This window comes from Marivivens niveibacter, assembly GCF_002150005.2.
Lineage (GTDB): Bacteria > Pseudomonadota > Alphaproteobacteria > Rhodobacterales > Rhodobacteraceae > Marivivens > Marivivens niveibacter.
Map to the genome: position 1 here is coordinate 44,207 of NZ_MSPP01000004.1, position 19,816 is coordinate 64,022.

Consider the following 19,816-nt stretch of genomic DNA (forward strand, 5'->3'; position numbering starts at 1 on the left):
TCGCTACCACCATATTTATCGCTAACATATTGGTAATTATGTGGTTTTTTCCTTAACCTAACAGCACAATCGGCATAGACCCCAACCACACAACGACAACGCAGAGGATGTTAGAGACATGACTGTCACCGTCGGCATTAACGGGTTCGGCCGCATTGGACGCTGCACCCTCGCCCATATTACCGAAGCCGCGCGCAACGATGTGCAGGTTGTCAAAATCAACGCCACTGGCCCGATTGAAACAAACGCGCACCTGTTGAAATACGACAGTGTCCACGGCCGTTTTTCCAATCCGGTTAATGTATCCGGCAACACAATGGATCTGGGCCGCGGCCCGATTGAGGTCATGTCGACCTACGATCCGCAAGAACTTGATTGGTCGGGCGTTGACGTAGTTCTGGAATGTACTGGCAAATTCAACGACGGTCATAAATCGGCTGTTCACTTGGAACGCGGCGCGAAAAAAGTTCTGATCTCGGCCCCTGCGTCGAACGTTCAGCGCACCGTTGTTTACGGCGTGAACCACCGCGACCTGCTGGTCGAAGACCAAATGGTATCGAACGGATCCTGCACAACCAACTGCCTTGCACCTTTGGCCAAAGTTTTGAACGACGCGATTGGCATTGAATCTGGCATCATGACCACGATCCACAGCTACACAGGCGACCAGCCTACCCTAGATCGCCGCCACAAAGATCTGTACCGCGCCCGCGCCGCTGCGATGGCGATGATCCCAACATCGACCGGCGCCGCCAAAGCATTGGGCGAAGTTCTGCCAGAAATGCGCGGCAAACTGGACGGCTCCGCAATCCGCGTCCCTACGCCAAATGTGTCGGCTGTTGACCTGTCGTTCGTCGCAGAAAAATCGGTGACCGAAGCCGAAGTCAACGAAATCGTCCGCGAAGCCGCCCAAGGATATATGGGCATGGTTCTGGGCTATGACGATGAACCAAAGGTTTCCATCGATTTCAACCATACCACTGAATCGTCGATCTTTGCCCCCGACCAGACCAAGGTCATGGGCAAACTGGTTCGCGTTATGGCGTGGTACGACAATGAATGGGGTTTCTCGGCACGTATGGCCGATGTTGCCGCTGCGATGGGCCGTCTGGTTCACTAAACCATTGCTCTGGTCATGGCAGCGCGGTATCCCGTTGCCATGACCAACACTTTGACCATTTGGCTTGCCGGTATCATCATCGCTTTTTTTGCGATTGATTTGACGCTCGACCTTGGTGCTTCGCTTTTCCTGATCAGAAAATTCACCGATTTGATTGAATATGTTTCAATCTGGCGGTGAAGCTTTTTGACACTTTCCGTAATGAACGGTTGACCTTTTCTGACAAATCGCAATGTTAGCGCCAACTGATACCGCCAACATTTGCAGTCGGAGGACAATAGCATGGCAGTCAAAGTGGCAATCAACGGTTTTGGTCGCATTGGTCGTAACGTATTGCGCGCAATCGTTGAATCGGGTCGCACCGATATCGAAGTCGTCGCAATCAACGACCTAGGCCCTGTTGAAACCAACGCCCATCTGATCCGTTTCGATTCCGTCCATGGCCGTTTTCCAGGTGAAGTAACCACCACCGAAGACACCATTGACGTTGGTCGTGGCCCAATCAAAGTCACCGCAATCCGTGATCCACGTGAATTGCCTTGGGGTGATGTAGACATCGCGCTGGAATGCACCGGCATTTTCACCGACCGTGAAAAAGCAGCGCTGCACCTGGAAAACGGTTCCAAACGCGTTCTGGTGTCTGCACCTTCCAAAGGCGCTGACAACACCATCGTTTACGGCGTGAACCACGAAACCCTTACCGGCGACCAGCTTGTCGTGTCGAACGCATCGTGCACCACCAACTGCCTGTCGCCAGTTGCTAAAGTGCTGAACGACGAAATCGGCATCGTCAAAGGTTTCATGACCACTATCCACAGCTACACCGGCGACCAGCCAACGCTGGATACAATGCACAAAGACCTGTACCGCGCCCGCGCTGCAGCAATGTCCATGATCCCAACCTCGACCGGTGCAGCCAAAGCTGTCGGTCTGGTCCTGCCAGAGCTGAACGGCAAACTGGACGGCGTTGCGATCCGCGTCCCTACCCCGAACGTTTCGGTCGTTGACCTGACATTCGAAGCAGCGCGCGAAACCACCGTTGAAGAAATCAACAACGCAATCGTCGCGGCATCCAACGGCGCACTCAAAGGCGTTCTGGGCTTCACCGACGTACCAAACGTTTCGATCGACTTTAACCACGACCCACATTCGTCGACCTTTGCTTTGGACCAGACCAAAGTGATGGAAGGCACCATGTGCCGTATCCTGACATGGTACGACAACGAATGGGGTTTCTCGAACCGCATGGCAGACACCGCCGTTGCGATGGGTAAACTGATCTAATCGTCCAGATTGCTTTTTCGGCAAACTGATAAAGACTTTGAATGCCTCGAGCGAACGCTCGGGGCATTTTCAATTACACTGACTTATCCTTGAATTACTGGATGTATGACGTAAAACTGACCGCAATCAGAGGGGGAGTTTTATGAAAAATATCATCTCAAAGCTGACGCCTATTGCTGGTATCTTGACACTTTCAGCCTGCATGGTTGGTGAAGGTGTCGAGATCGGCCAATATCAGGGCAGCGCTTTGTATCAATCAAGTTGCCAGGTGGAACAGTCGACCATCGGGACACGCAACGTATTAAACGGCGAATTATTCCATGAATACGGAAATTGCATTGCAGAGGCCGAAAACCGGTGCGGCGCTGAACAGTACGAAATTGTCAGGGTGACGAGTACCGAACCCTACACCGTGCGGCACCAATATCCGGTCGCCGGCATGGTGCAGTCAGTAATGTACACCTACAAAGACCACGAGATGACTTTTATCTGCACGGCCTAAAGACGGATTTTCTATGAAAAAGATTTTAATTGCTTCACTCGCCCTGACCGCTTTGACGGGTTGCCTGCGCCCCGATCCAGCAGAGCCGATTTCAACAATCAGCGGCAAAAACGTTTACAGATCGACATGCGAAGTTAATCAATCCGCACTGGGCGGCAAAGCATTGTTCGGCCCCAACCGCGGTCAGGTCGTAACGGCCGAAAACTATTGCGCACAGCCACGCGTGACCTGCCCGGATGGCTACGAAGTCACTGACCTAATCGAAGGCATTCCCGAACTGCGCACATCGACATACCACAACGGGTATTACCTTGTGACTCAGCGGTACTACGTACGTGAAACAACGGTTGAATATACCTGTAAGGCATAACGAAAAAAGAGCGGTTGCTTTGCAGCCGCTCTTTTCGATTAACGCAGCCGTTCTTCCAAGGCGTCTCTAATCCGAACGGGCACAAATTTCGAAACATCACCGTTTAGGCGGCAGATTTCTTTGACCAGTTTCGACGCAATCGCCTGATTTTTCGCGTCTGCCATCAAAAACACGGTTTCGATGCTATCATCCAACGCGCGGTTCATACCGACCATCTGGAATTCATATTCGAAATCGGCAACAGCGCGCAGGCCGCGCACGATGACGGTTGCGTTCACTTCGGCGGCGCAATCGATCAGCAGGTTTTCGAATGGATGGGCGACGATTTCCGTGCCGGTCGTTTCGGCTATTTCGGCAACTTCGGACCGGATCATCGCGACCCGCTCTTCTAAACTGAACAAGGGGCCTTTGTCGCGATTGATCGCAACACCGATCACCAGACGGTCAACCAACGAACATGCACGGCGGATAATATCGATATGCCCGTTCGTAATCGGGTCAAAAGTTCCTGGATATAGTCCGATACGCATGGTTCACGCCCCTCCTTTTTCATTGCCCGCACGCAACTATATTGCGCGCGGGAATGCAAGGGCTGTTAGCGCCCCATAACCATACCTTCTAGCGCATCTTTTTCCATCGACAGCTGCGACAGACGGGCTTTTACCACGTCACCGATAGAAATCAGCCCCATCAGTTTACCACCTTCCATAACGGGCAAGTGGCGGAACCGACCGTCGGTCATGATTTGCAACGCTTCGTCTGGGGTTTTGTCGCCGGTAATCGTCACGGGGTTAGCTGTCATGATTTTTGAAATCGGACCGTTTACAATGGACAGGCCCTGTTTGCCCATTTCGCGTACAATATCGCGTTCAGATAAAATGCCTGATGGCTCTTCGCCCGTCTCGGAAACGATGATCGTCCCGATACGTTCACGCGCCATGATTTCAACCGCTTTGGATACCGGCTCATCCTCCTTTAGCCAGTAGATGGATGATTTTTCCTTTGTTTTCAGAATGTTCTGCACAAGCATTCAATACCTCCTCTACTTCTCCTGCCCTTAGCGTCCTCCCATTCGCCCTGTTGTGTCAAGTCGCAAGCGATTCAAGCCGTGCAATTTCAGTTTTCATTCCTGATAACAAAGCTTCCACAAAACGGTTCAAACGGTCTGATTTTCGGTCGGCCAAATGGCGCACCAGATAGAAACTGCGGGTAAAACTGACCTCATCAACCATGATGCGCCGCAGTTCTGGGGCAAACGGCAGTGCGAAATCATGAACGATCCCTACCCCGCCGCGCCGTAGCATCTGTAGCTGTACGGCCGCCGAATTGGACGCCAATTGCACGCCGTTCAAATCCAAATCGCCCAGATAATCCAACTCTTTGTCGAAAATCATGTCGGGAATATATCCGACGACTGGCGGCAAATTTTCCCTATCCAATGACGTTACGTTTTCTGCGGTCGCGAGATGTAAATGATAATCGCTGATTTTTTGCACCGTCAGACGACCCGCATCCGGCGCAGATACCGTTACTGCCAAATCGGCCTCTCGTTTAGACAGGTTCACGACCCGCGGCAGTGACAGGATCTGAACCTCGAGCCCCGGATTGTCCCGCTGGATGGCCGCGCAGACCTGTGGCAGCACGAAATTGGCACAGCCGTCAGGCGCTCCAATCCGAATTTGTCCAGACAGGCCTTCGTCAGCGGACTGACCTTCGTCTATCGCCATGTTCAGCGCGGTTTCCGCCTGCGCCGCATGATCGCGCATCCGCAGCCCCTGTTCGGTTAACGCATACCCCTGCGGCGATTTCACGAACAACGGCGTGCCGACCTCCTCTTCCAAACGGGCAACGCGCCGTCCGACTGTAGCCGGATCCATTTTCAAAACCGGAGCCGCCCCCGAAAGGCTTTCTGCACGGGCCACCGCCAGAAATACCCGCATATCATCCCAATTCATGACACCCCTGCATTTTTGCAAAATGATTTTGGCAAACATTCTGTTCTTACCACCAAAATGCAAGACTATTCTCCGGCCAAATTCACATTCCACCTTGGGAGGATTCCATGCAGGAACTGACACATTGGATTAACGGTCAGCACGTCAAAGGCACTTCGGGCCGTTTTCAGGACGTGTTCAACCCAGCGACCGGCGAAGCAATCGCCAAAGTACCGCTGGCAACTCTGGACGAACTGACCGCAGCGATCGACGCTGCCGAAGAAGCACAGGTAAAATGGGGTGCAACCAACCCTCAGCGCCGTGCACGCGTCATGATGAAATTCGGCGCTCTGATCAACGAACACATGGACGAACTGGCAGAACTGGTTTCCAAAGAGCACGGTAAAACCCTGCCAGATGGTCGTGGTGACGTTCAGCGTGGTCTGGAAGTCGTCGAAGTCTGCATGGGCGCGCCGCACATGCTCAAAGGCGAATTCATGGATTCCGCTGGCCCAGGCATCGACCTGTACTCCATGCGCCAGGCTCTGGGCGTTGTTGCAGGCATCACGCCTTTCAACTTCCCTGCGATGATCCCACTGTGGAAAATGGCTCCTGCGATCGTTTCGGGTAACGCAATGATCCTGAAACCATCCGAACGCTGCCCATCGACAGCCCTGCGTCTGGCTGAGCTGCTGAAAGAAGCAGGCCTGCCTGATGGCGTTCTGCAAGTCATCAACGGCGACAAAGAAGTCGTAGACGGCATTCTGGACAACGAAACCATTCAGGCTGTTGGCTTTGTTGGTTCGACCCCAATTGCACAATACATCTACGGCCGCGCTGCAACCAACGGCAAACGCGCACAGTGCTTCGGCGGTGCGAAAAACCACATGATCATCATGCCAGACGCTGATCTGGACAAAGCTGCTGACGCTCTGATCGGCGCAGGCTTTGGCGCAGCTGGCGAACGCTGCATGGCGATTTCGGTTGCTGTTCCAGTTGGTCAGGAAACCGCAGACAAACTGCGCGAAAAACTGATCCCACGTATCGAAGCGCTGAAAGTCGGCCCATACACCGGCGGCGACGACGTAGACTACGGTCCTGTCATCACCGAAGCATCGAAAAACCGCATCGAAGGCCTGATCGCATCGGGCGTTGACCAAGGCGCAGAGCTGGTCATCGACGGCCGCGGTTTCGAACTGCAGGGTTATGAAAACGGCTTCTTCGTTGGCCCATCGTACTTTGACAACGCAACCGAAGACATGGACATCTACCAAGAGGAAATCTTTGGCCCAGTTCTAACAACTGTGCGCAAAGACAACTACGAAGATGCACTGCAACTGATCATGAAAAACCAGTACGGCAACGGTACTGCAATCTACACCGCAGACGGCGACGTTGCGCGTGACTTTGCATCCCGCGTCAACGTTGGCATGGTCGGCGTCAACTTCCCGATCCCTGTTCCTCTGTCCTACTTCACCTTTGGTGGTTGGAAAAAATCCGCATTCGGCGACCTGAACCAATACGGCCCAGACGCTCTGCGTTTCTACACCAAAACCAAAACCGTGACCGCGCGCTGGTTCTCGGGCATCAAAGACGGCGCTGCCCTGAACTTCAAAGCGATGGACTAAGGTCCGGGACCAAAGGGCGCCCTGCGCCCTTTGCCTATCAAAAACAGCAAAACGCCCCCGATTTCGGGGGCGTTTTTCATTTTAATAACAGTCAGATATGCGGCGGACCTATTCCGCTGCGATCTGCATTCCCAACATCGGCGCAAGGTAGCGGCCCGTATGCGATGTTTTGATCGCGGCCACATCTTCAGGCGTGCCGTAGCCAACAACAGTGCCGCCGCCATCGCCGCCTTCTGGGCCAATATCAATCACCCAGTCCGCCGTTTTCACAACGTCCAGATTGTGTTCGATCACCACAACCGTATTGCCCTGCTCGACCAGTTCATGCAGCACTTCCAGCAGCTTGCGCACGTCTTCGAAATGCAGACCCGTGGTCGGTTCGTCCAAAATATACAGCGTCCGCCCCGTCGACCGCTTAGACAGCTCTTTCGACAGCTTCACCCGCTGCGCCTCACCACCGGACAGTGTCGTCGCCTGCTGACCCACTTTGATGTAGCTCAGCCCGACACGCATCAGCGCATCCATCTTTTCGCGGATGCTCGGCACCGCGCGGAAAAACTCTTGGGCTTCTTCAACGGTCATATCCAGCACGTCGGAAATGGATTTGCCTTTGAATTGCACCTCTAGCGTTTCGCGGTTGTACCGTTTGCCTTTACATGTTTCGCATTCGACATAAACGTCCGGCAGGAAATGCATCTCGATCTTGATGACCCCGTCACCCTGACACGCCTCGCAGCGACCACCTTTGACGTTGAACGAAAAACGACCCGGTTTGTAACCGCGCGCTTTCGACTCAGGCAGGCCCGCAAACCATTCGCGGATCGGCGTGAACGCACCCGTGTATGTCGCAGGGTTTGATCGCGGAGTCCGTCCAATCGGGCGTTGGTCAATGTCGATGACCTTATCCAGATGCTCGAACCCTTTTATTGTTTCACACGGCGCAGGGGTTTCCCGCGCACCGTTCAATTTCATCGCGGCGTTTTTATACAGCGTTTCAATCGTCAGCGTAGATTTACCGCCACCAGAAACACCCGTCACACAAACAAATTTGCCCAACGGAAAATCGACCGAGATGTTTTTCAGGTTATTCCCCGTCGCCTTGATCACGCTCAGTGTTTTGCCATTTCCGTCACGACGCACAGCAGGCACCGTGATTTCGCGCTTGCCCGACAAATACTGACCCGTGATCGAATTTTCGTCCGCTTGCAGTTCAGGCGGCGTGCCTTTTGCCACGACCTGACCACCATGCACACCCGCCCCTGGGCCGATGTCGAAAACATAGTCTGCTTGGCGGATCATATCTTCGTCGTGTTCGACAACGATGACAGTATTGCCCTGATCACGCAGGTTTTTCAGCGTCCCGATCAGACGGTCGTTGTCACGCTGGTGCAAACCAATCGACGGTTCATCCAACACATACAAAACGCCCGTCAGGCCCGAACCGATTTGCGACGCCAGCCTGATACGCTGACTTTCACCGCCAGACAGCGTGCCTGCATTACGGCTCAGCGTCAGGTAATCCAGACCGACGTTGTTCAAGAAACCCAACCGTTCACTAATCTCTTTGACAATAGCACGGGCGATTTCTTGTTTCTGCTTCGTCAGGGTCGGCATGACGCCGTTGATCCACTCCAGCGCCTCTTTGATCGATTTTTCAACGACTTGACCGACGTGAACATGGTCGATCTTTACGGCGCGCGCCTCTTCGCGCAGGCGATAACCGCCGCAGGTGCCGCAAGGGCGGTTGTTCTGATATTGCTCAAAATCTTCGCGGACCCAATTGCTATCGGTTTCGCGATAGCGGCGTTCCATATTGCGGATGACACCTTCGAAGGCGCGTTCGACTTGGTAAACACGGCCGCCTTCGTCGTAGCGGAATTTGATTTCTTCTTTGCCCGAACCGTACAGGAATACCTTTTGAACTTTCGGGTCCAGATCTTTCCAACGGGCGTTTTTGTCGAAACCGTAATGCTTGGCGATCGCCTCGATCGTCTGCAAGAAATACGGCGATTTGCCTTTGCGCCACGGCGCAATCGCCCCATCCGCGATTTTCAGCGTGACATCAGGCACGACCAAACGTTCGTCAAAGAACAGTTCGACGCCCAAACCATCACAGGACGGGCACGCCCCAAACGGCGCGTTGAACGAAAACAGGCGTGGTTCGATTTCTGGAATGGTAAAACCAGAAACCGGACAGGCAAATTTTTCGCTGAACGTAAATCGTTCAGGATCGCCTTCGCGCGGGGCGGTTTCCAAAATCGCGATGCCGTCGGCCAAATCCAGCGCGGTGCGGAAACTGTCGGCTAGGCGCGTTTCCAGCCCTTCGCGGACGACGATACGGTCAACGACCACATCGATATCGTGACGGAATTTTTTGTCCAGTTCGGGCGGCGAATCCAGTTCGTAAAATTCACCATCCGCTTTGACACGCTGGAAACCCTGCTTGCGCAGCTCCAACATCTCTTTGCGGTATTCGCCTTTGCGGTCGCGCACGATCGGGGCCAATAGATAACCGCGTGTGCCCTCCTCCATCGCCATGACGCGATCGACCATGTCTTGGACCTGCTGCGCTTCGATCGGTTGACCAGTGGCCGGGCTGTATGGGGTGCCGACACGCGCAAACAGCAAACGCATATAGTCGTAGATTTCGGTGACAGTGCCCACAGTCGAACGGGGGTTTTTCGACGTGGTTTTCTGTTCAATCGAAATCGCGGGCGACAAGCCAGATATATGATCGACGTCCGGCTTTTCCATCATATCCAAGAACTGGCGGGCATAAGCGGATAGCGATTCCACATAGCGGCGCTGCCCTTCGGCATAGATGGTATCAAAGGCCAGAGACGACTTACCCGACCCCGACAGCCCCGTAATCACCACCAATTCGTCGCGCGGAATATCAACATCAATGTTCTTCAAATTGTGTTCGCGCGCGCCGCGGACTTCGATGTTCTTTAATTCAGGCATTCTGCCCCCCGATCAATTCCACGCAACAGATAGGTGTTCGTGGCCGAGTCTCAATGGAAATTAACGGAACAATAATAGAACACAGGGCAATACTCTACTAAAGAATTCACTTAGCACTTTATATTACGTTTTCTTAATATATATTAATCACAGAACATCATCTTTGCCCAAGGAGACTGGCAATGATTAACTTTTTCCAACGCCCCGCTGCAGGGCTATCCCCGACCGAAGCCATCGAACAGCATGCGAATGGCGAAATCGTTGTGATTGATGTGCGCGACCCGATGGAGCTGAAGGCCTCGGGCACTGCAGCGGGCGCGATCAATATTCCATTGGCGACGTTCCAAATGCGTGTCGATCCGCGCAGCCCAGAATGCCACGACGCGCTAAAATCGGGCAAACCGATTGCTGTTTTTTGCGCCTCTGGCGGACGATCATCGCAAGCGAAACAATTTCTGGAAAAAATCGGTTACAAAGACGTCCATAACATAGGCGGCTTTGGAAACTGGGTCCAGGCTGGAGGCCCGACCGAATAAAGAAAAAGGCCCGCGACATTCGCGGGCCTTTTCGTATTAGAAATGCAGTGCGCGGCCGTAAGCATCCAGCACGGCTTCGTGCATGGCTTCGGACAGCGTTGGGTGCGGGAATACCGTTTCCATCAGGTCTTCTTCGGTGGTTTCCAGCTGGCGGCCAACAACGTAGCCTTGGATCAATTCGGTCACTTCTGGGCCAACCATATGTGCGCCCAGCAATTCGCCGGTTTTCGCGTCGAAAACGGTTTTGATCATGCCCTCTGGTTCACCCAGGGCGATCGCTTTGCCGTTGCCGATGAATGGGAAACGGCCGACTTTGAGTTCGTAGCCCGCCTCTTTCGCTTTGGCTTCGGTCAGGCCAACCGATGCGACCTGAGGGTGGCAATAGGTGCAGCCCGCGATCGAATTCGGTTTGATCGGATGCGGATGTTTGCCCGCGATCAGTTCAGCAACCATGACACCTTCGTGCGATGCTTTGTGAGCCAGCCATGGCGCACCGGCGATATCGCCAATCGCAAACAGGCCATCCACGCCCGTTCGGCAGTATTCATCTGTCACGACGTGAGTGCGATCGATCTTTACGCCCAGCTCTTCTAGGCCCAGACCTTCGACGTTGCCGACGATGCCGACTGCAGAAATCACGGTGTCGAATTCGTGCTGTTCGACCTTGCCGCCCACTTCGATATGCGCGGTGACTTTGCCTTTGGCGCGGTCCAGCTTTTTGACCATGGCTTTTTCCATGATCTTCAGCCCGTGCTTCACGAACTGCTTTTTCGCAAAGGCGCTGATTTCGGCGTCTTCGACAGGTAGAACGCGGTCCATCACCTCGACCACAGTCGTGTCAGCGCCCAGAGTATTGTAGAAGCTGGCGAATTCGATGCCGATCGCGCCCGAGCCGATGACCAACAATTTCTTTGGCATACGAACAGGTTGCAGCGCGTGTTTATACGTCCACACCAGATCGCCGTCAGCCTCTAGACCTGGCAGTTCACGTGCGCGGGCACCGGTCGCGACGATCACGTTTTTCGCGGTCAGCTCTTCGGTGCCTTTGTCGGTTTTCACCGAAACTTTGCCTTTGGCGACAACTTTGGCTTCGCCCATGATGCTGGTGATTTTGTTCTTTTTAAACAGGTGGCCAATACCGCCCGACAGCTGTTTCGCAACGCCGCGCGACCGCTGAACGACCGCGTCTAGATCATAACCGACGCTGTCAGCCTTTAGGCCGAATTCTTTGGCGCGTTTCATTAGGTTCAGCACTTCGGCGGAACGCAGCAAAGCTTTGGTCGGGATACAGCCCCAGTTCAGGCAAATACCGCCCAGATGTTCACGTTCGACACACGCAACAGACAGACCTAGCTGCGCAGCGCGGATAGCGGCCACATAGCCGCCCGGGCCTGCGCCGATAACGATCAGGTCAAAATTCTTAGCGGCCATGGGATTCTCCTCCGGTCAGAAATTAGTTTGACGTTAAACTATTTTTTCAATCCAATCTACCGTGGTTCTATCATGGCTGCCATGGGTTTATTGCAACTCTTTTTTATTGCTGCAATTTCAATTACCTACGCAGGATTCAACCCGATTTCGGCCTGCATCTTTGGCTCGATACAGCGCATCATCAGCCCGCCGCATAATTTGTTGCGGCTGCGATCCGCAGTCTGGATAGCTGGCGACACCCAATGAAACAGTCACTGGCGGTAAAACCACATCCAAATACCGAACCTGCATTTCCTGAACAGCCTTGCGTAGTTTTTCGGCTGCCGTCACGGCCGCCGTCGTGGTTCGGTCAGGCAAAAGAATGCAAAACTCTTCTCCGCCAAAGCGGGCGCAAATGGCGTCCTCTTCCATCACTTCCATCATGACAGTTCCAAGAGCCCTCAGAACGGCATCCCCCGCATCATGCCCATGATTATCGTTGAACATTTTAAATTTATCCGCGTCAAAAGCGATGACGCTAAATGGTGTCTGCAAACGTTCCGCCACAGCGATTTGTCTGCGGATCGCATCCAGAAAATAGCGCCGATTGTATAGGCCCGTCAGCGGGTCACGAATGGATTGATCATGCAATTCATCGCGCAATTTAACATTGGCGATCGCCATCGAAATATGTTCACCACATCGTTTCGCGAATTGAATGTGGTCGGTTACTTTGGAATTCAATTCGACCGACGGCACAAACCTAATGTGTAACAAACCAACTGTGTCACCATGCGCAACGATTGGGACGCAGATGTATTCATCCACATCGACGCCGTGATTGTGTTCGGTGACGTGGTCGCACATGAAACTGATTTCCTGCACGCCATAGGCATAATAACGCCCCCGGCGCAGCGCCCAGCAACTGTCAGCAGCGATTGCATGGTGCAAGTCGTCGGTATTCCAATTGCAAGTGCCGTCCAATGCATCGCGCGAATTAGAGTAGATGTACAACTCACCTTTCGACCCAGGGAGCAATTTTTCCATAAATCGCGTCACGACCAGATATAATTCATCTAGCGATTTGCACGACTGCAGCCATTCATCCAAACGCGCCAATAAATCTGCTTCGGCTTGCCGCGCGCGTTCGGTTTCCAAAACCTTTCGGGCGCGGGCTTCGGCCTCTTCGGCGGCATGTTTGGCTTCGACAATGTCATGGGCCGCGCGGCGTGCGTTGGTCACATCTGTAAACGTGACAATATAGGCACCGCCCCGCGCGGGTCGGGCGCTGGTCAACACAACGCGACCCGATGGCAGGTGACGATCATAAGAATAGGATTCACGTGACGCGATTTTGCGTTCGGACATCTGATTATCTGCATCAGAGATTTCACCCCGCGCTCGACCGCGTTCGCGAAATTCCAACCACGACATACCAACACGCAAATCACCGGGTTCTAGTTCGAGAACATCAAACATACGTAGATTATGCATCTCGCAGATGCCCCCCTCGGACCAGACCAGAATGCCCTGCTCCATCATGTTCAATACATCCGCCGCCAAATCGTGCCCAGCAGATGTTAAACCACCATCCATCATTCCCGCCTCCTGCAATGTCGCGCAAAAAAACGGTAGGATCGATAGGTTTAAGGGTCTTTAACCGCGTGTCAGATCCAAGGCCAATTTATATCCACCTTTATTCAAAAACTGAATTTCGGCAGACGAGTTTTCGCGATTAAGCGCCTGATTTCTATAGGGAAACCGACCAAACTGACGAATAATCCAACGATGCGCGATGGCGTGGCCCAGATTATCATCGCCTGTTTCAGGCATTGAATGGCGAAAACAATTCACCGATCGATCCTGATCCACGATGTTTTCCGAATGCATCAACGGCAGATAGAAAAATTGCCTATCGGGTTCTTTGGTCTGTTTATCCCAGCCCTGATCGATAGCCAATTTTGCAGTGGCGCGCGCATTTGCATCCATCAAAAACGCATCCGCCTCTCCACGAAACATGTTGCGCGGAAATTGATCGGTCAAAAGGATATAGGCCAACGCGCCACGGGCATCTGTCAACCAATGCCCGAATGCGCCGTCACGCGCCTCCGTCCATGTAGACAGAAACCGATCACGGATCAAAGTATCCAGCGCCTCGCCACCCGAATACCAGTCCTTTGGAGACAATTCGTCAAACCAGAAATCCCAGATACTTTGAATCCGATCTTGGGTCATTCATCACCCTCTTGTGCGTTTTCTTCGGCTTCGATGTAGACCTCTTGGGCGACCTCAAGCGCGACAGGTGTAGCTGATGCCAAAATAGGTGCGTAAGCAACAGTATCTTGGACTGGCGTGTCCGTGCTGCGCTGGGTCATACGATACAAAGCATAAAGCGCCATGCTGATCATCAGAATGGCCATGTACCCCCAATATCCTTGGGGTCCGACGGTATCCATTGAAAAACCAACGATCAATGGGCCCGAAATTGCGCCAACACCGTTAATGAACAAAAAACCACCAGACGCCGCAGCCATATCCTCGCGGTCAAGGTAATCATTGGCATAAGCCAGCAGCAGCGCGTACAGCGGGTTAGACGCCGCGCCGATCAATGCTGCCCCCAAAACAAAAGCGGGGAACGTTGTCACGAACGTTGGGATCAAAGCGCCAATCCCGCCCAAAACAGCCAGCCCGAGGATCAGGCGGCGACGATCCATACGGTCGGACAGCCAGCCGATTGGGAACTGCGCCAACAAAGCCGCTGTATAAATCGCCGATACCATGAATGAAATTTGCGGAACGGTAAGACCTGCACGAATGCCAAATACAGCGGACATGCCGAATTGGGCTGCAAAAATACCGCCCAGCAAAAACATCCCCATACACGCAAGCGGCGATACTTCGATCAAACGTTTGATGGACAAAGGCTTTGTCGTTTCAAAAGCTGGCGTCGGACGGATCGACAGCAAAATCGGTGCGAACGACATCGAAACCAAAACGGACGGGATGATAAACAGAACAAACCCGCTCACATCGCCCAGCACAACGATATATTGCGCCAATACTATGCCGGCCATTTGCGTGATCATATAAAGCGATAGAGCTTTACCGCGGTTCGCGTTGTCCGTGCTATCGTTCAGCCAGCTTTCTGCGGTGACGTAAACACCACAGAAACAAAACCCAATGCACAAACGGCCCAATGTCCACGCCCACGGCTCGGTCAGCGCGGGATACAGGATTAGGATTGCCGAAATCGTCGACCCTAAGGCCGCAAAGACGCGAACATGCCCCACGCGGCGGATCAGTTCAGGAACGGCACGGGACGCAAACAGGAACCCGACGAAATACGCGGACATGACAATGGACATCGATAGGGTGGAAAACCCTTCCAGCTCGCCGCGCAAACCTAACAGCGTGCCCTGCAAACCGTTGCCAATCATCAACATGAACACCCCGATCAAGAGTGCCCAAGAGCTGCCTAGTACCTGTATCAATTTTGGCTCCTTTGCGTTGCGTGCCACTCAACACTAGGTGGAAAAACAACAGCGTCCAATGGTCATGGGAAAAGATAGCGCATACGCTACAATTAGATGGCAGTTGTATGAAACTTATACGACTGCGCGCCCGCGTTTTACGGCATTAAAGCAATCATTTACGCCACAACAGGGATGCGTCACCGTAAGAAAAGAAACGGTAGCCTTGCAAAATTGCATGGGCATAGATGTCTTTGATTTCCTGAACGCCAGCTAGGGCGGACACCAACATCATCAATGTCGATTTGGGCAAATGGAAATTTGTCATCAAACCATCTGCAATCTGGAATTCAAAACCAGGGGTGATGAAAATATCCGTTGGCGCCGACCAAGGCGCGATCGCGCCGTCTTTAGCAGCGCTTTCAATTAGACGCAGCGCCGTTGTGCCAACCGGAACAACGCGTTTGCCAGCCGCCTTGGTTGCATTAATTTCAGCGGCAGCCTTTTCGCTCACATGGCCCCATTCTGAATGCATTTTATGATCGCTAATGTCGTCCACCTTTACTGGTAGAAACGTCCCCGCGCCCACGTGCAGCGTCACATAGGTAAACTCTACACCTTTGTCGCGCAGTGCCGCCAGCAGCGTATCATCGAAATGCAGCGATGCCGTAGGGGCCGCCACAGCGCCAGTGTTGCGGGCCCAAATGGTCTGGTAGTCCTCTTTATCCTGATCATCAGGTGCCCGCAGTGCGGCAATATACGGCGGCAATGGCATCGCACCCGCAGCTGCCAACGCTGCGTCAAAATCATCACCAGTCAGGTTAAATCGGATGTGGGCCTGACCTTCATCACGCCCTTCGACTTTTGCTGACAAATCATCAGAAAATACAATATCTTCGCCGTCTTTGACTTTCTTCAACGGCTTGATCAGCGCAGCCCATGTTCCATCCGCACGCGGCTCTAGCAGTGTCACTTCGATCTTTGCTGATACATCGCCCTGTGCGCTGACCCGATGGCGCAAACCTGTCAGCCGCGCGGGGATCACACGGGTATCGTTCAGAACCAACCGATCCCCCGCGCCTAGCTGGTCGACCAAATCCATGACCGTCAAATCAGAAATCTGTCCGCCCTGAGCCACCAACAAACGGGCAGAAGACCGCGGTTTTGCTGGGCGCGTCGCAATCAGGTTTTCGGGTAGATCAAAATCAAAATCGCTCAGTTTCACGGTCAGTCCTATTCGCTCAAATCAGGCGGTGGTCGGCGGAAAATTTCGCGGAACATGCCCGGTGTCAGCGCCGACAACGGATTCACGCCAACCTGCAATGCGTCTTTGGTCCCACTCAGCGTAAAATTAAACCCGATGAGCCCTTCGCCCTTTCGCGTTAACACCGAACCGATCCCGTTTAGCAAATACAGTGGCGACAGCACGCCTTGAAAATCCATCTCTTTGGTTGCCAGCGTGTAAATGCCGTCCAAAGAAATGCCAAGCCCCGGCCCTGCCGCACTGGACTGCGCCACGATGATTTGATCGGGCGTTAAACGAAATTCGGCCAAGACATCGACAAACATCAGCCCCTGCCCGCTAAGTTGTTGCAGCAATCCAACGACGCTGACGGCGTTTAATAGTTCGGCCAGCGCCGGCGCTTCGCGAACCTGTAGATTCTTAACCGTCAACGTGCCGTCATAGACACCCGCCTCACCCACCGGAGTCAGCGTCAGCTCGAAATCCTCGCCCGATGCGTTCGGCAGCAATCCCGCCGCCATGGCAACCGCGCCGCCATCGGATCCAATCAAACGTAGGCGGCTGCCGCCATTGTGGGGGTCCACGCGCCCGCGCACCGCGGCCTGCCCATTCAGGTAGCCGCTAAAATCGCCTGAAAATCCGCCTCGGCTATCAAATTCACCGTCAAACTGGGTCAGCTCGATACCTTGCGCGATAATGACCCGATCCAATGAAACGGACAAAGGCGCGCCGCCATCATTAGAACCTGACAAATCAATTTGCCGCAAATCAATTGTTCCGCTCGCAACCTCTATCGCGGCGGGCCTTCCTACACCGCGTCCCGTCAATGCAACTGAACCGTCCAGCCAACGGCCTGATTGCAACCGATCGAACGACGCCCGTTCTAACACGCCGCCCTCGCCGAGCGCGATAGACCCCGACAGGTTTAACCCAGGCGCAAGGAGTGAGATACGATCAATTTGCGGGATAGGCCCCAGACTGCCCGAAATTTCGAAATCTCCAGCGGTCTGCGGCGATTTTGACCAATTGAGTGCATCTATACGGATGCCGGCGCCTTGCAAATCAGAGGTCGCAATGAATTCTGGCGCTTCGCCGTTTTCTAAACGCAGCGAAATTTGCGCTTCGGTTTCCCCCGAAATCGAACCTGGCGGCAGGCCTATGTTAAATTCATCCAAAAACAACTCTGACACAACAGCAGTTCCGTTTAGGAAACTAACCGTTGGTGCATCAGGCCCGATAGCGCGCGACCATTGGACCGTCATAGGCACGGCGCCCAATTTGACAGGCCCGCTAATCGCGAGGGTTTCACGATCAAATTCCACGCTCACCTGCGCGGCTGTGATCGTTTTATTGGGTACAATCTGATCTGACCGCAAATCGCGCACAACAGCGCTGCCTTGGTATTCGACCGCTGACGGTTGCATCCCTTTCATAAACGGCATCGCAATCTGAAAATCACCAACAGCGCGACCGTCCGCCAATGTGACAGGCCGCCCCGCTTTGGTCAGGAATTGCCATTGCGGCAAATCTAGATAAGCCAAAGCAGCGGTTAATGTGCTTTGCGTTTTCAAACCGAATTCCGCACGTGGTTCGTGCATGGTGATATCCGGCATCACCATTGTTGACCCCGCTATGTCGATCACACCGCCCTGTGGTGATGCGGATTGCCCTTGATCCAGTTCAATTCCCAAACGGTTATTAAGTAAGCTCACGAAACCAGACACCTTATCGATGTAAGGCATTTGGGGGTTTGGCCGAAACTGAGAGTATTCGACCCAGGTCGATCCGCCAATGCGCATATCCTCGGCCCCACCCATCCGTAGCCCAAGCGTTAGATCCCGCACATCAAGCGCAGTCATATTGTCTGCAAACCAATTGCGTGCGGGCGTTTTCAAGGTTTCCGGCCAGAACGGCATCAGCGTCATCGCGTCAAACGCGTCCGAGGTCACATCCAGCGCAACACCCCAACCGTCTTGGTCAGCGGTAATGGTGCCATCCCCATTCAACACCTGTTCACCAGCCGCGATATTGAATTGGCCAATATCGATCTGGAACGGGGACAGGCGCAGACGCATATCAGCGGCTGCGCTGTCGATCACGCGCGGGGCATCATAAACGTCTTCGATCGCGATACCGATGTCGCGTGCTTCGAATTGCCCTTCAAAACTCTGTGGCCACCCCGCATCATTCCAATCACGCAGATAAGCCCGCCCTGTCGCCGTAAATCCGCCCCACGATGTATCCGCCGTGACGCGATCAAACCGAACTGTGCTGCTTTGTGGATCATATGACAAATAGCTACGGGCATTGCGGATCGGGATCGGACGGCTTTCGGGCGTTGGCTGAATAACACCATCCTGAATTTCAAAAGACGCAAACATCGGCCCTAGCTGCGCATCATCTTGGACGCTTGCACGGATCGACGCGTTGATCGGTGCGTCTACCACCGACATCCAACCCAATACTGGCACTTGCGCCGCCAAATCTGCTGCAATCCCGTTCGCAACGGTTAGACCTAACGTAGCCGCGCGGCGCCCTTTGGGGCTGTCATAGGACATGTCCACGGTCGTTACGAACGGACGACCAGACAATAACGCGAACTCCCCCCGCAGCGACACGACACCGCCACGTAGATCGAGGCTGATTGTTCCACCGTCAACGGTATAGCTGCGGGCCGATCGCAAATCAGAATAATTCACGATGACGCCTTCGGCGCGGACCGTCTCTAACGCTTCTAGTGCGGGTTCTTCTAGCAGCTGATCGACCATATCCAGTAAATCAACCCAGCTATCAGCGGCACCTGCGCGCGGCCCGTTCGACTGGAATGATACCTCGACCGAACCGTCCGCAGACCGCAACAAACCGATTTGAGCGCCGCGCAGCACAACCTCTTGAACCAAAACTTCTTGCTTCAACACCAATCCGCGCGGAGAAATAAGCGTTTCGGCAACGGGCAAAACAGCGATTGTCTGATGATCGCCATCCCTAATCTGGGCATTTTCAACTCGCGCCCGCAGATGCAAATCACGGCCTAACGTTAGCCAGACTTGACCGATTTCCACTGATCCGCCTGACATCATTTGACTGCCGGACTGCTCTAACCGTTGTTCAATCCAATGTGGCGCACTGATTTCACGATCTAAAATGGCAAGGACGGCAACAACAGCAACAATCAGCGGAGCTACGATTAGCGCAATCGACACGCGCAGCAGCCACCCTCTACCGATCCGGCGCCGACCTGATGTTTGGTCGGTATCACCTTGCCCCTGATCCATTTTCGCCCGATGGTCCCTTTATTCTTAGTGTGGCTGCCCTAAAACGGAACTGTGCCGCGTGCCAACCCATTTTTCAATTC

At 53.6% G+C, this 19,816-nt stretch carries 16 protein-coding genes; 6 read left to right on the top strand and 10 right to left on the bottom strand.

All coding sequences use genetic code 11. The annotated features are described in order from the left end of the window. The first annotated feature begins 118 nt into the window (after nucleotides 1-118). The 4 genes from gap (BVC71_RS11810) to BVC71_RS11825 all read left to right on the top strand — a co-directional run bounded on the left by gap (BVC71_RS11810) (nucleotide 119) and on the right by BVC71_RS11825 (nucleotide 3,276). A complete protein-coding gene (gap, locus tag BVC71_RS11810) occupies nucleotides 119-1,120 on the top strand; it encodes a type I glyceraldehyde-3-phosphate dehydrogenase (RefSeq protein ID WP_086451897.1) in 1,002 nt (333 codons plus the stop codon). A 282-nt stretch (nucleotides 1,121-1,402) separates the two neighbouring features. After that, nucleotides 1,403-2,404, top strand: a complete 1,002-nt coding sequence (gene gap / locus BVC71_RS11815; RefSeq protein WP_086451898.1) for a type I glyceraldehyde-3-phosphate dehydrogenase — start codon at nucleotides 1,403-1,405, stop codon at nucleotides 2,402-2,404. A gap of 142 nt (nucleotides 2,405-2,546) precedes the next feature. Further along, a complete protein-coding gene (locus BVC71_RS11820) occupies nucleotides 2,547-2,906 on the top strand; it encodes a hypothetical protein (RefSeq protein ID WP_086451899.1) in 360 nt (119 codons plus the stop codon). Nucleotides 2,907-2,919: 13 nt separating this feature from the next. After that, a complete protein-coding gene (locus BVC71_RS11825) occupies nucleotides 2,920-3,276 on the top strand; it encodes a hypothetical protein (RefSeq protein ID WP_086451900.1) in 357 nt (118 codons plus the stop codon). A gap of 38 nt (nucleotides 3,277-3,314) precedes the next feature. On the opposite strand, the gene coaD is transcribed toward BVC71_RS11825, so the two are convergent. The 3 genes from coaD to BVC71_RS11840 form a co-directional block, all read right to left on the bottom strand. After that, nucleotides 3,315-3,806, bottom strand: a complete 492-nt coding sequence (gene coaD, locus BVC71_RS11830) for a pantetheine-phosphate adenylyltransferase (RefSeq protein WP_086451901.1) — start codon at nucleotides 3,804-3,806, stop codon at nucleotides 3,315-3,317. A gap of 65 nt (nucleotides 3,807-3,871) precedes the next feature. Then, nucleotides 3,872-4,306 (bottom strand): CBS domain-containing protein, encoded by a 435-nt coding sequence (locus BVC71_RS11835; RefSeq protein WP_086451902.1) that lies wholly within the window; start codon nucleotides 4,304-4,306, stop codon nucleotides 3,872-3,874. A 55-nt stretch (nucleotides 4,307-4,361) separates the two neighbouring features. Continuing rightward, nucleotides 4,362-5,231 (bottom strand): LysR family transcriptional regulator, encoded by an 870-nt coding sequence (locus tag BVC71_RS11840; RefSeq protein WP_086452051.1) that lies wholly within the window; start codon nucleotides 5,229-5,231, stop codon nucleotides 4,362-4,364. Nucleotides 5,232-5,338: 107 nt separating this feature from the next. Here BVC71_RS11840 and BVC71_RS11845 point away from each other — a divergent pair, with 107 nt between their 5' ends. Next, the gene (locus tag BVC71_RS11845; RefSeq protein ID WP_086451903.1) at nucleotides 5,339-6,838 is read left to right on the top strand and encodes a CoA-acylating methylmalonate-semialdehyde dehydrogenase; all 1,500 of its coding nucleotides are present in this window, start codon (nucleotides 5,339-5,341) and stop codon (nucleotides 6,836-6,838) included. 108 nt (nucleotides 6,839-6,946) lie between these two features. On the opposite strand, the gene uvrA is transcribed toward BVC71_RS11845, so the two are convergent. Further along, the gene (gene uvrA / locus BVC71_RS11850) at nucleotides 6,947-9,802 is read right to left on the bottom strand and encodes an excinuclease ABC subunit UvrA (protein ID WP_086451904.1); all 2,856 of its coding nucleotides are present in this window, start codon (nucleotides 9,800-9,802) and stop codon (nucleotides 6,947-6,949) included. A gap of 182 nt (nucleotides 9,803-9,984) precedes the next feature. On the opposite strand from uvrA, the gene BVC71_RS11855 reads away from it, so the two are divergent. Then, the gene (locus tag BVC71_RS11855) at nucleotides 9,985-10,338 is read left to right on the top strand and encodes a rhodanese-like domain-containing protein (RefSeq protein ID WP_086451905.1); all 354 of its coding nucleotides are present in this window, start codon (nucleotides 9,985-9,987) and stop codon (nucleotides 10,336-10,338) included. A 36-nt stretch (nucleotides 10,339-10,374) separates the two neighbouring features. Here the strand turns inward: BVC71_RS11855 and lpdA are convergent, their stop codons facing one another. The 6 genes from lpdA to BVC71_RS11885 form a co-directional block, all read right to left on the bottom strand. Beyond that, the gene (gene lpdA, locus BVC71_RS11860) at nucleotides 10,375-11,769 is read right to left on the bottom strand and encodes a dihydrolipoyl dehydrogenase (RefSeq protein WP_086451906.1); all 1,395 of its coding nucleotides are present in this window, start codon (nucleotides 11,767-11,769) and stop codon (nucleotides 10,375-10,377) included. A 117-nt stretch (nucleotides 11,770-11,886) separates the two neighbouring features. Beyond that, complete coding sequence (locus tag BVC71_RS11865; RefSeq protein ID WP_086451907.1) at nucleotides 11,887-13,347, bottom strand: sensor domain-containing diguanylate cyclase; 1,461 nt, start codon at nucleotides 13,345-13,347, stop codon at nucleotides 11,887-11,889. A 57-nt stretch (nucleotides 13,348-13,404) separates the two neighbouring features. Then, nucleotides 13,405-13,983 carry a DUF924 family protein gene (locus BVC71_RS11870; protein ID WP_086451908.1) on the bottom strand — a complete coding sequence of 193 codons (579 nt, stop codon included), beginning with the start codon at nucleotides 13,981-13,983 and terminating at the stop codon, nucleotides 13,405-13,407. Next, nucleotides 13,980-15,239 carry an MFS transporter gene (locus BVC71_RS11875; protein ID WP_086452052.1) on the bottom strand — a complete coding sequence of 420 codons (1,260 nt, stop codon included), beginning with the start codon at nucleotides 15,237-15,239 and terminating at the stop codon, nucleotides 13,980-13,982. Before BVC71_RS11875 ends, BVC71_RS11870 begins: the two co-directional genes overlap by 4 nt. Before the next feature lie 154 nt (nucleotides 15,240-15,393). Continuing rightward, nucleotides 15,394-16,443 (bottom strand): tRNA preQ1(34) S-adenosylmethionine ribosyltransferase-isomerase QueA, encoded by a 1,050-nt coding sequence (gene queA / locus BVC71_RS11880; RefSeq protein ID WP_086451909.1) that lies wholly within the window; start codon nucleotides 16,441-16,443, stop codon nucleotides 15,394-15,396. An 8-nt stretch (nucleotides 16,444-16,451) separates the two neighbouring features. Continuing rightward, complete coding sequence (locus tag BVC71_RS11885) at nucleotides 16,452-19,736, bottom strand: hypothetical protein (RefSeq protein WP_086451910.1); 3,285 nt, start codon at nucleotides 19,734-19,736, stop codon at nucleotides 16,452-16,454. Between the last annotated feature and the right edge of the window lie 80 nt (nucleotides 19,737-19,816).

Excerpts from the sequence above, each read along its gene's own strand:
- gap (WP_086451897.1), top strand. The coding sequence starts at position 119 with ATGACTGTCACCGTCGGCATTAACGGGTTCGGCCGCATTGGACGCTGC.
- gap (WP_086451898.1), top strand. The coding sequence starts at position 1,403 with ATGGCAGTCAAAGTGGCAATCAACGGTTTTGGTCGCATTGGTCGTAAC.
- BVC71_RS11820 (WP_086451899.1), top strand. The coding sequence starts at position 2,547 with ATGAAAAATATCATCTCAAAGCTGACGCCTATTGCTGGTATCTTGACA.
- BVC71_RS11825 (WP_086451900.1), top strand. The coding sequence starts at position 2,920 with ATGAAAAAGATTTTAATTGCTTCACTCGCCCTGACCGCTTTGACGGGT.
- coaD (WP_086451901.1), bottom strand. The coding sequence starts at position 3,806 with ATGCGTATCGGACTATATCCAGGAACTTTTGACCCGATTACGAACGGG.
- BVC71_RS11835 (WP_086451902.1), bottom strand. The coding sequence starts at position 4,306 with ATGCTTGTGCAGAACATTCTGAAAACAAAGGAAAAATCATCCATCTAC.
- BVC71_RS11840 (WP_086452051.1), bottom strand. The coding sequence starts at position 5,231 with ATGAATTGGGATGATATGCGGGTATTTCTGGCGGTGGCCCGTGCAGAA.
- BVC71_RS11845 (WP_086451903.1), top strand. The coding sequence starts at position 5,339 with ATGCAGGAACTGACACATTGGATTAACGGTCAGCACGTCAAAGGCACT.
- uvrA (WP_086451904.1), bottom strand. The coding sequence starts at position 9,802 with ATGCCTGAATTAAAGAACATCGAAGTCCGCGGCGCGCGCGAACACAAT.
- BVC71_RS11855 (WP_086451905.1), top strand. The coding sequence starts at position 9,985 with ATGATTAACTTTTTCCAACGCCCCGCTGCAGGGCTATCCCCGACCGAA.
- lpdA (WP_086451906.1), bottom strand. The coding sequence starts at position 11,769 with ATGGCCGCTAAGAATTTTGACCTGATCGTTATCGGCGCAGGCCCGGGC.
- BVC71_RS11865 (WP_086451907.1), bottom strand. The coding sequence starts at position 13,347 with ATGATGGATGGTGGTTTAACATCTGCTGGGCACGATTTGGCGGCGGAT.
- BVC71_RS11870 (WP_086451908.1), bottom strand. The coding sequence starts at position 13,983 with ATGACCCAAGATCGGATTCAAAGTATCTGGGATTTCTGGTTTGACGAA.
- BVC71_RS11885 (WP_086451910.1), bottom strand. The coding sequence starts at position 19,736 with ATGGATCAGGGGCAAGGTGATACCGACCAAACATCAGGTCGGCGCCGG.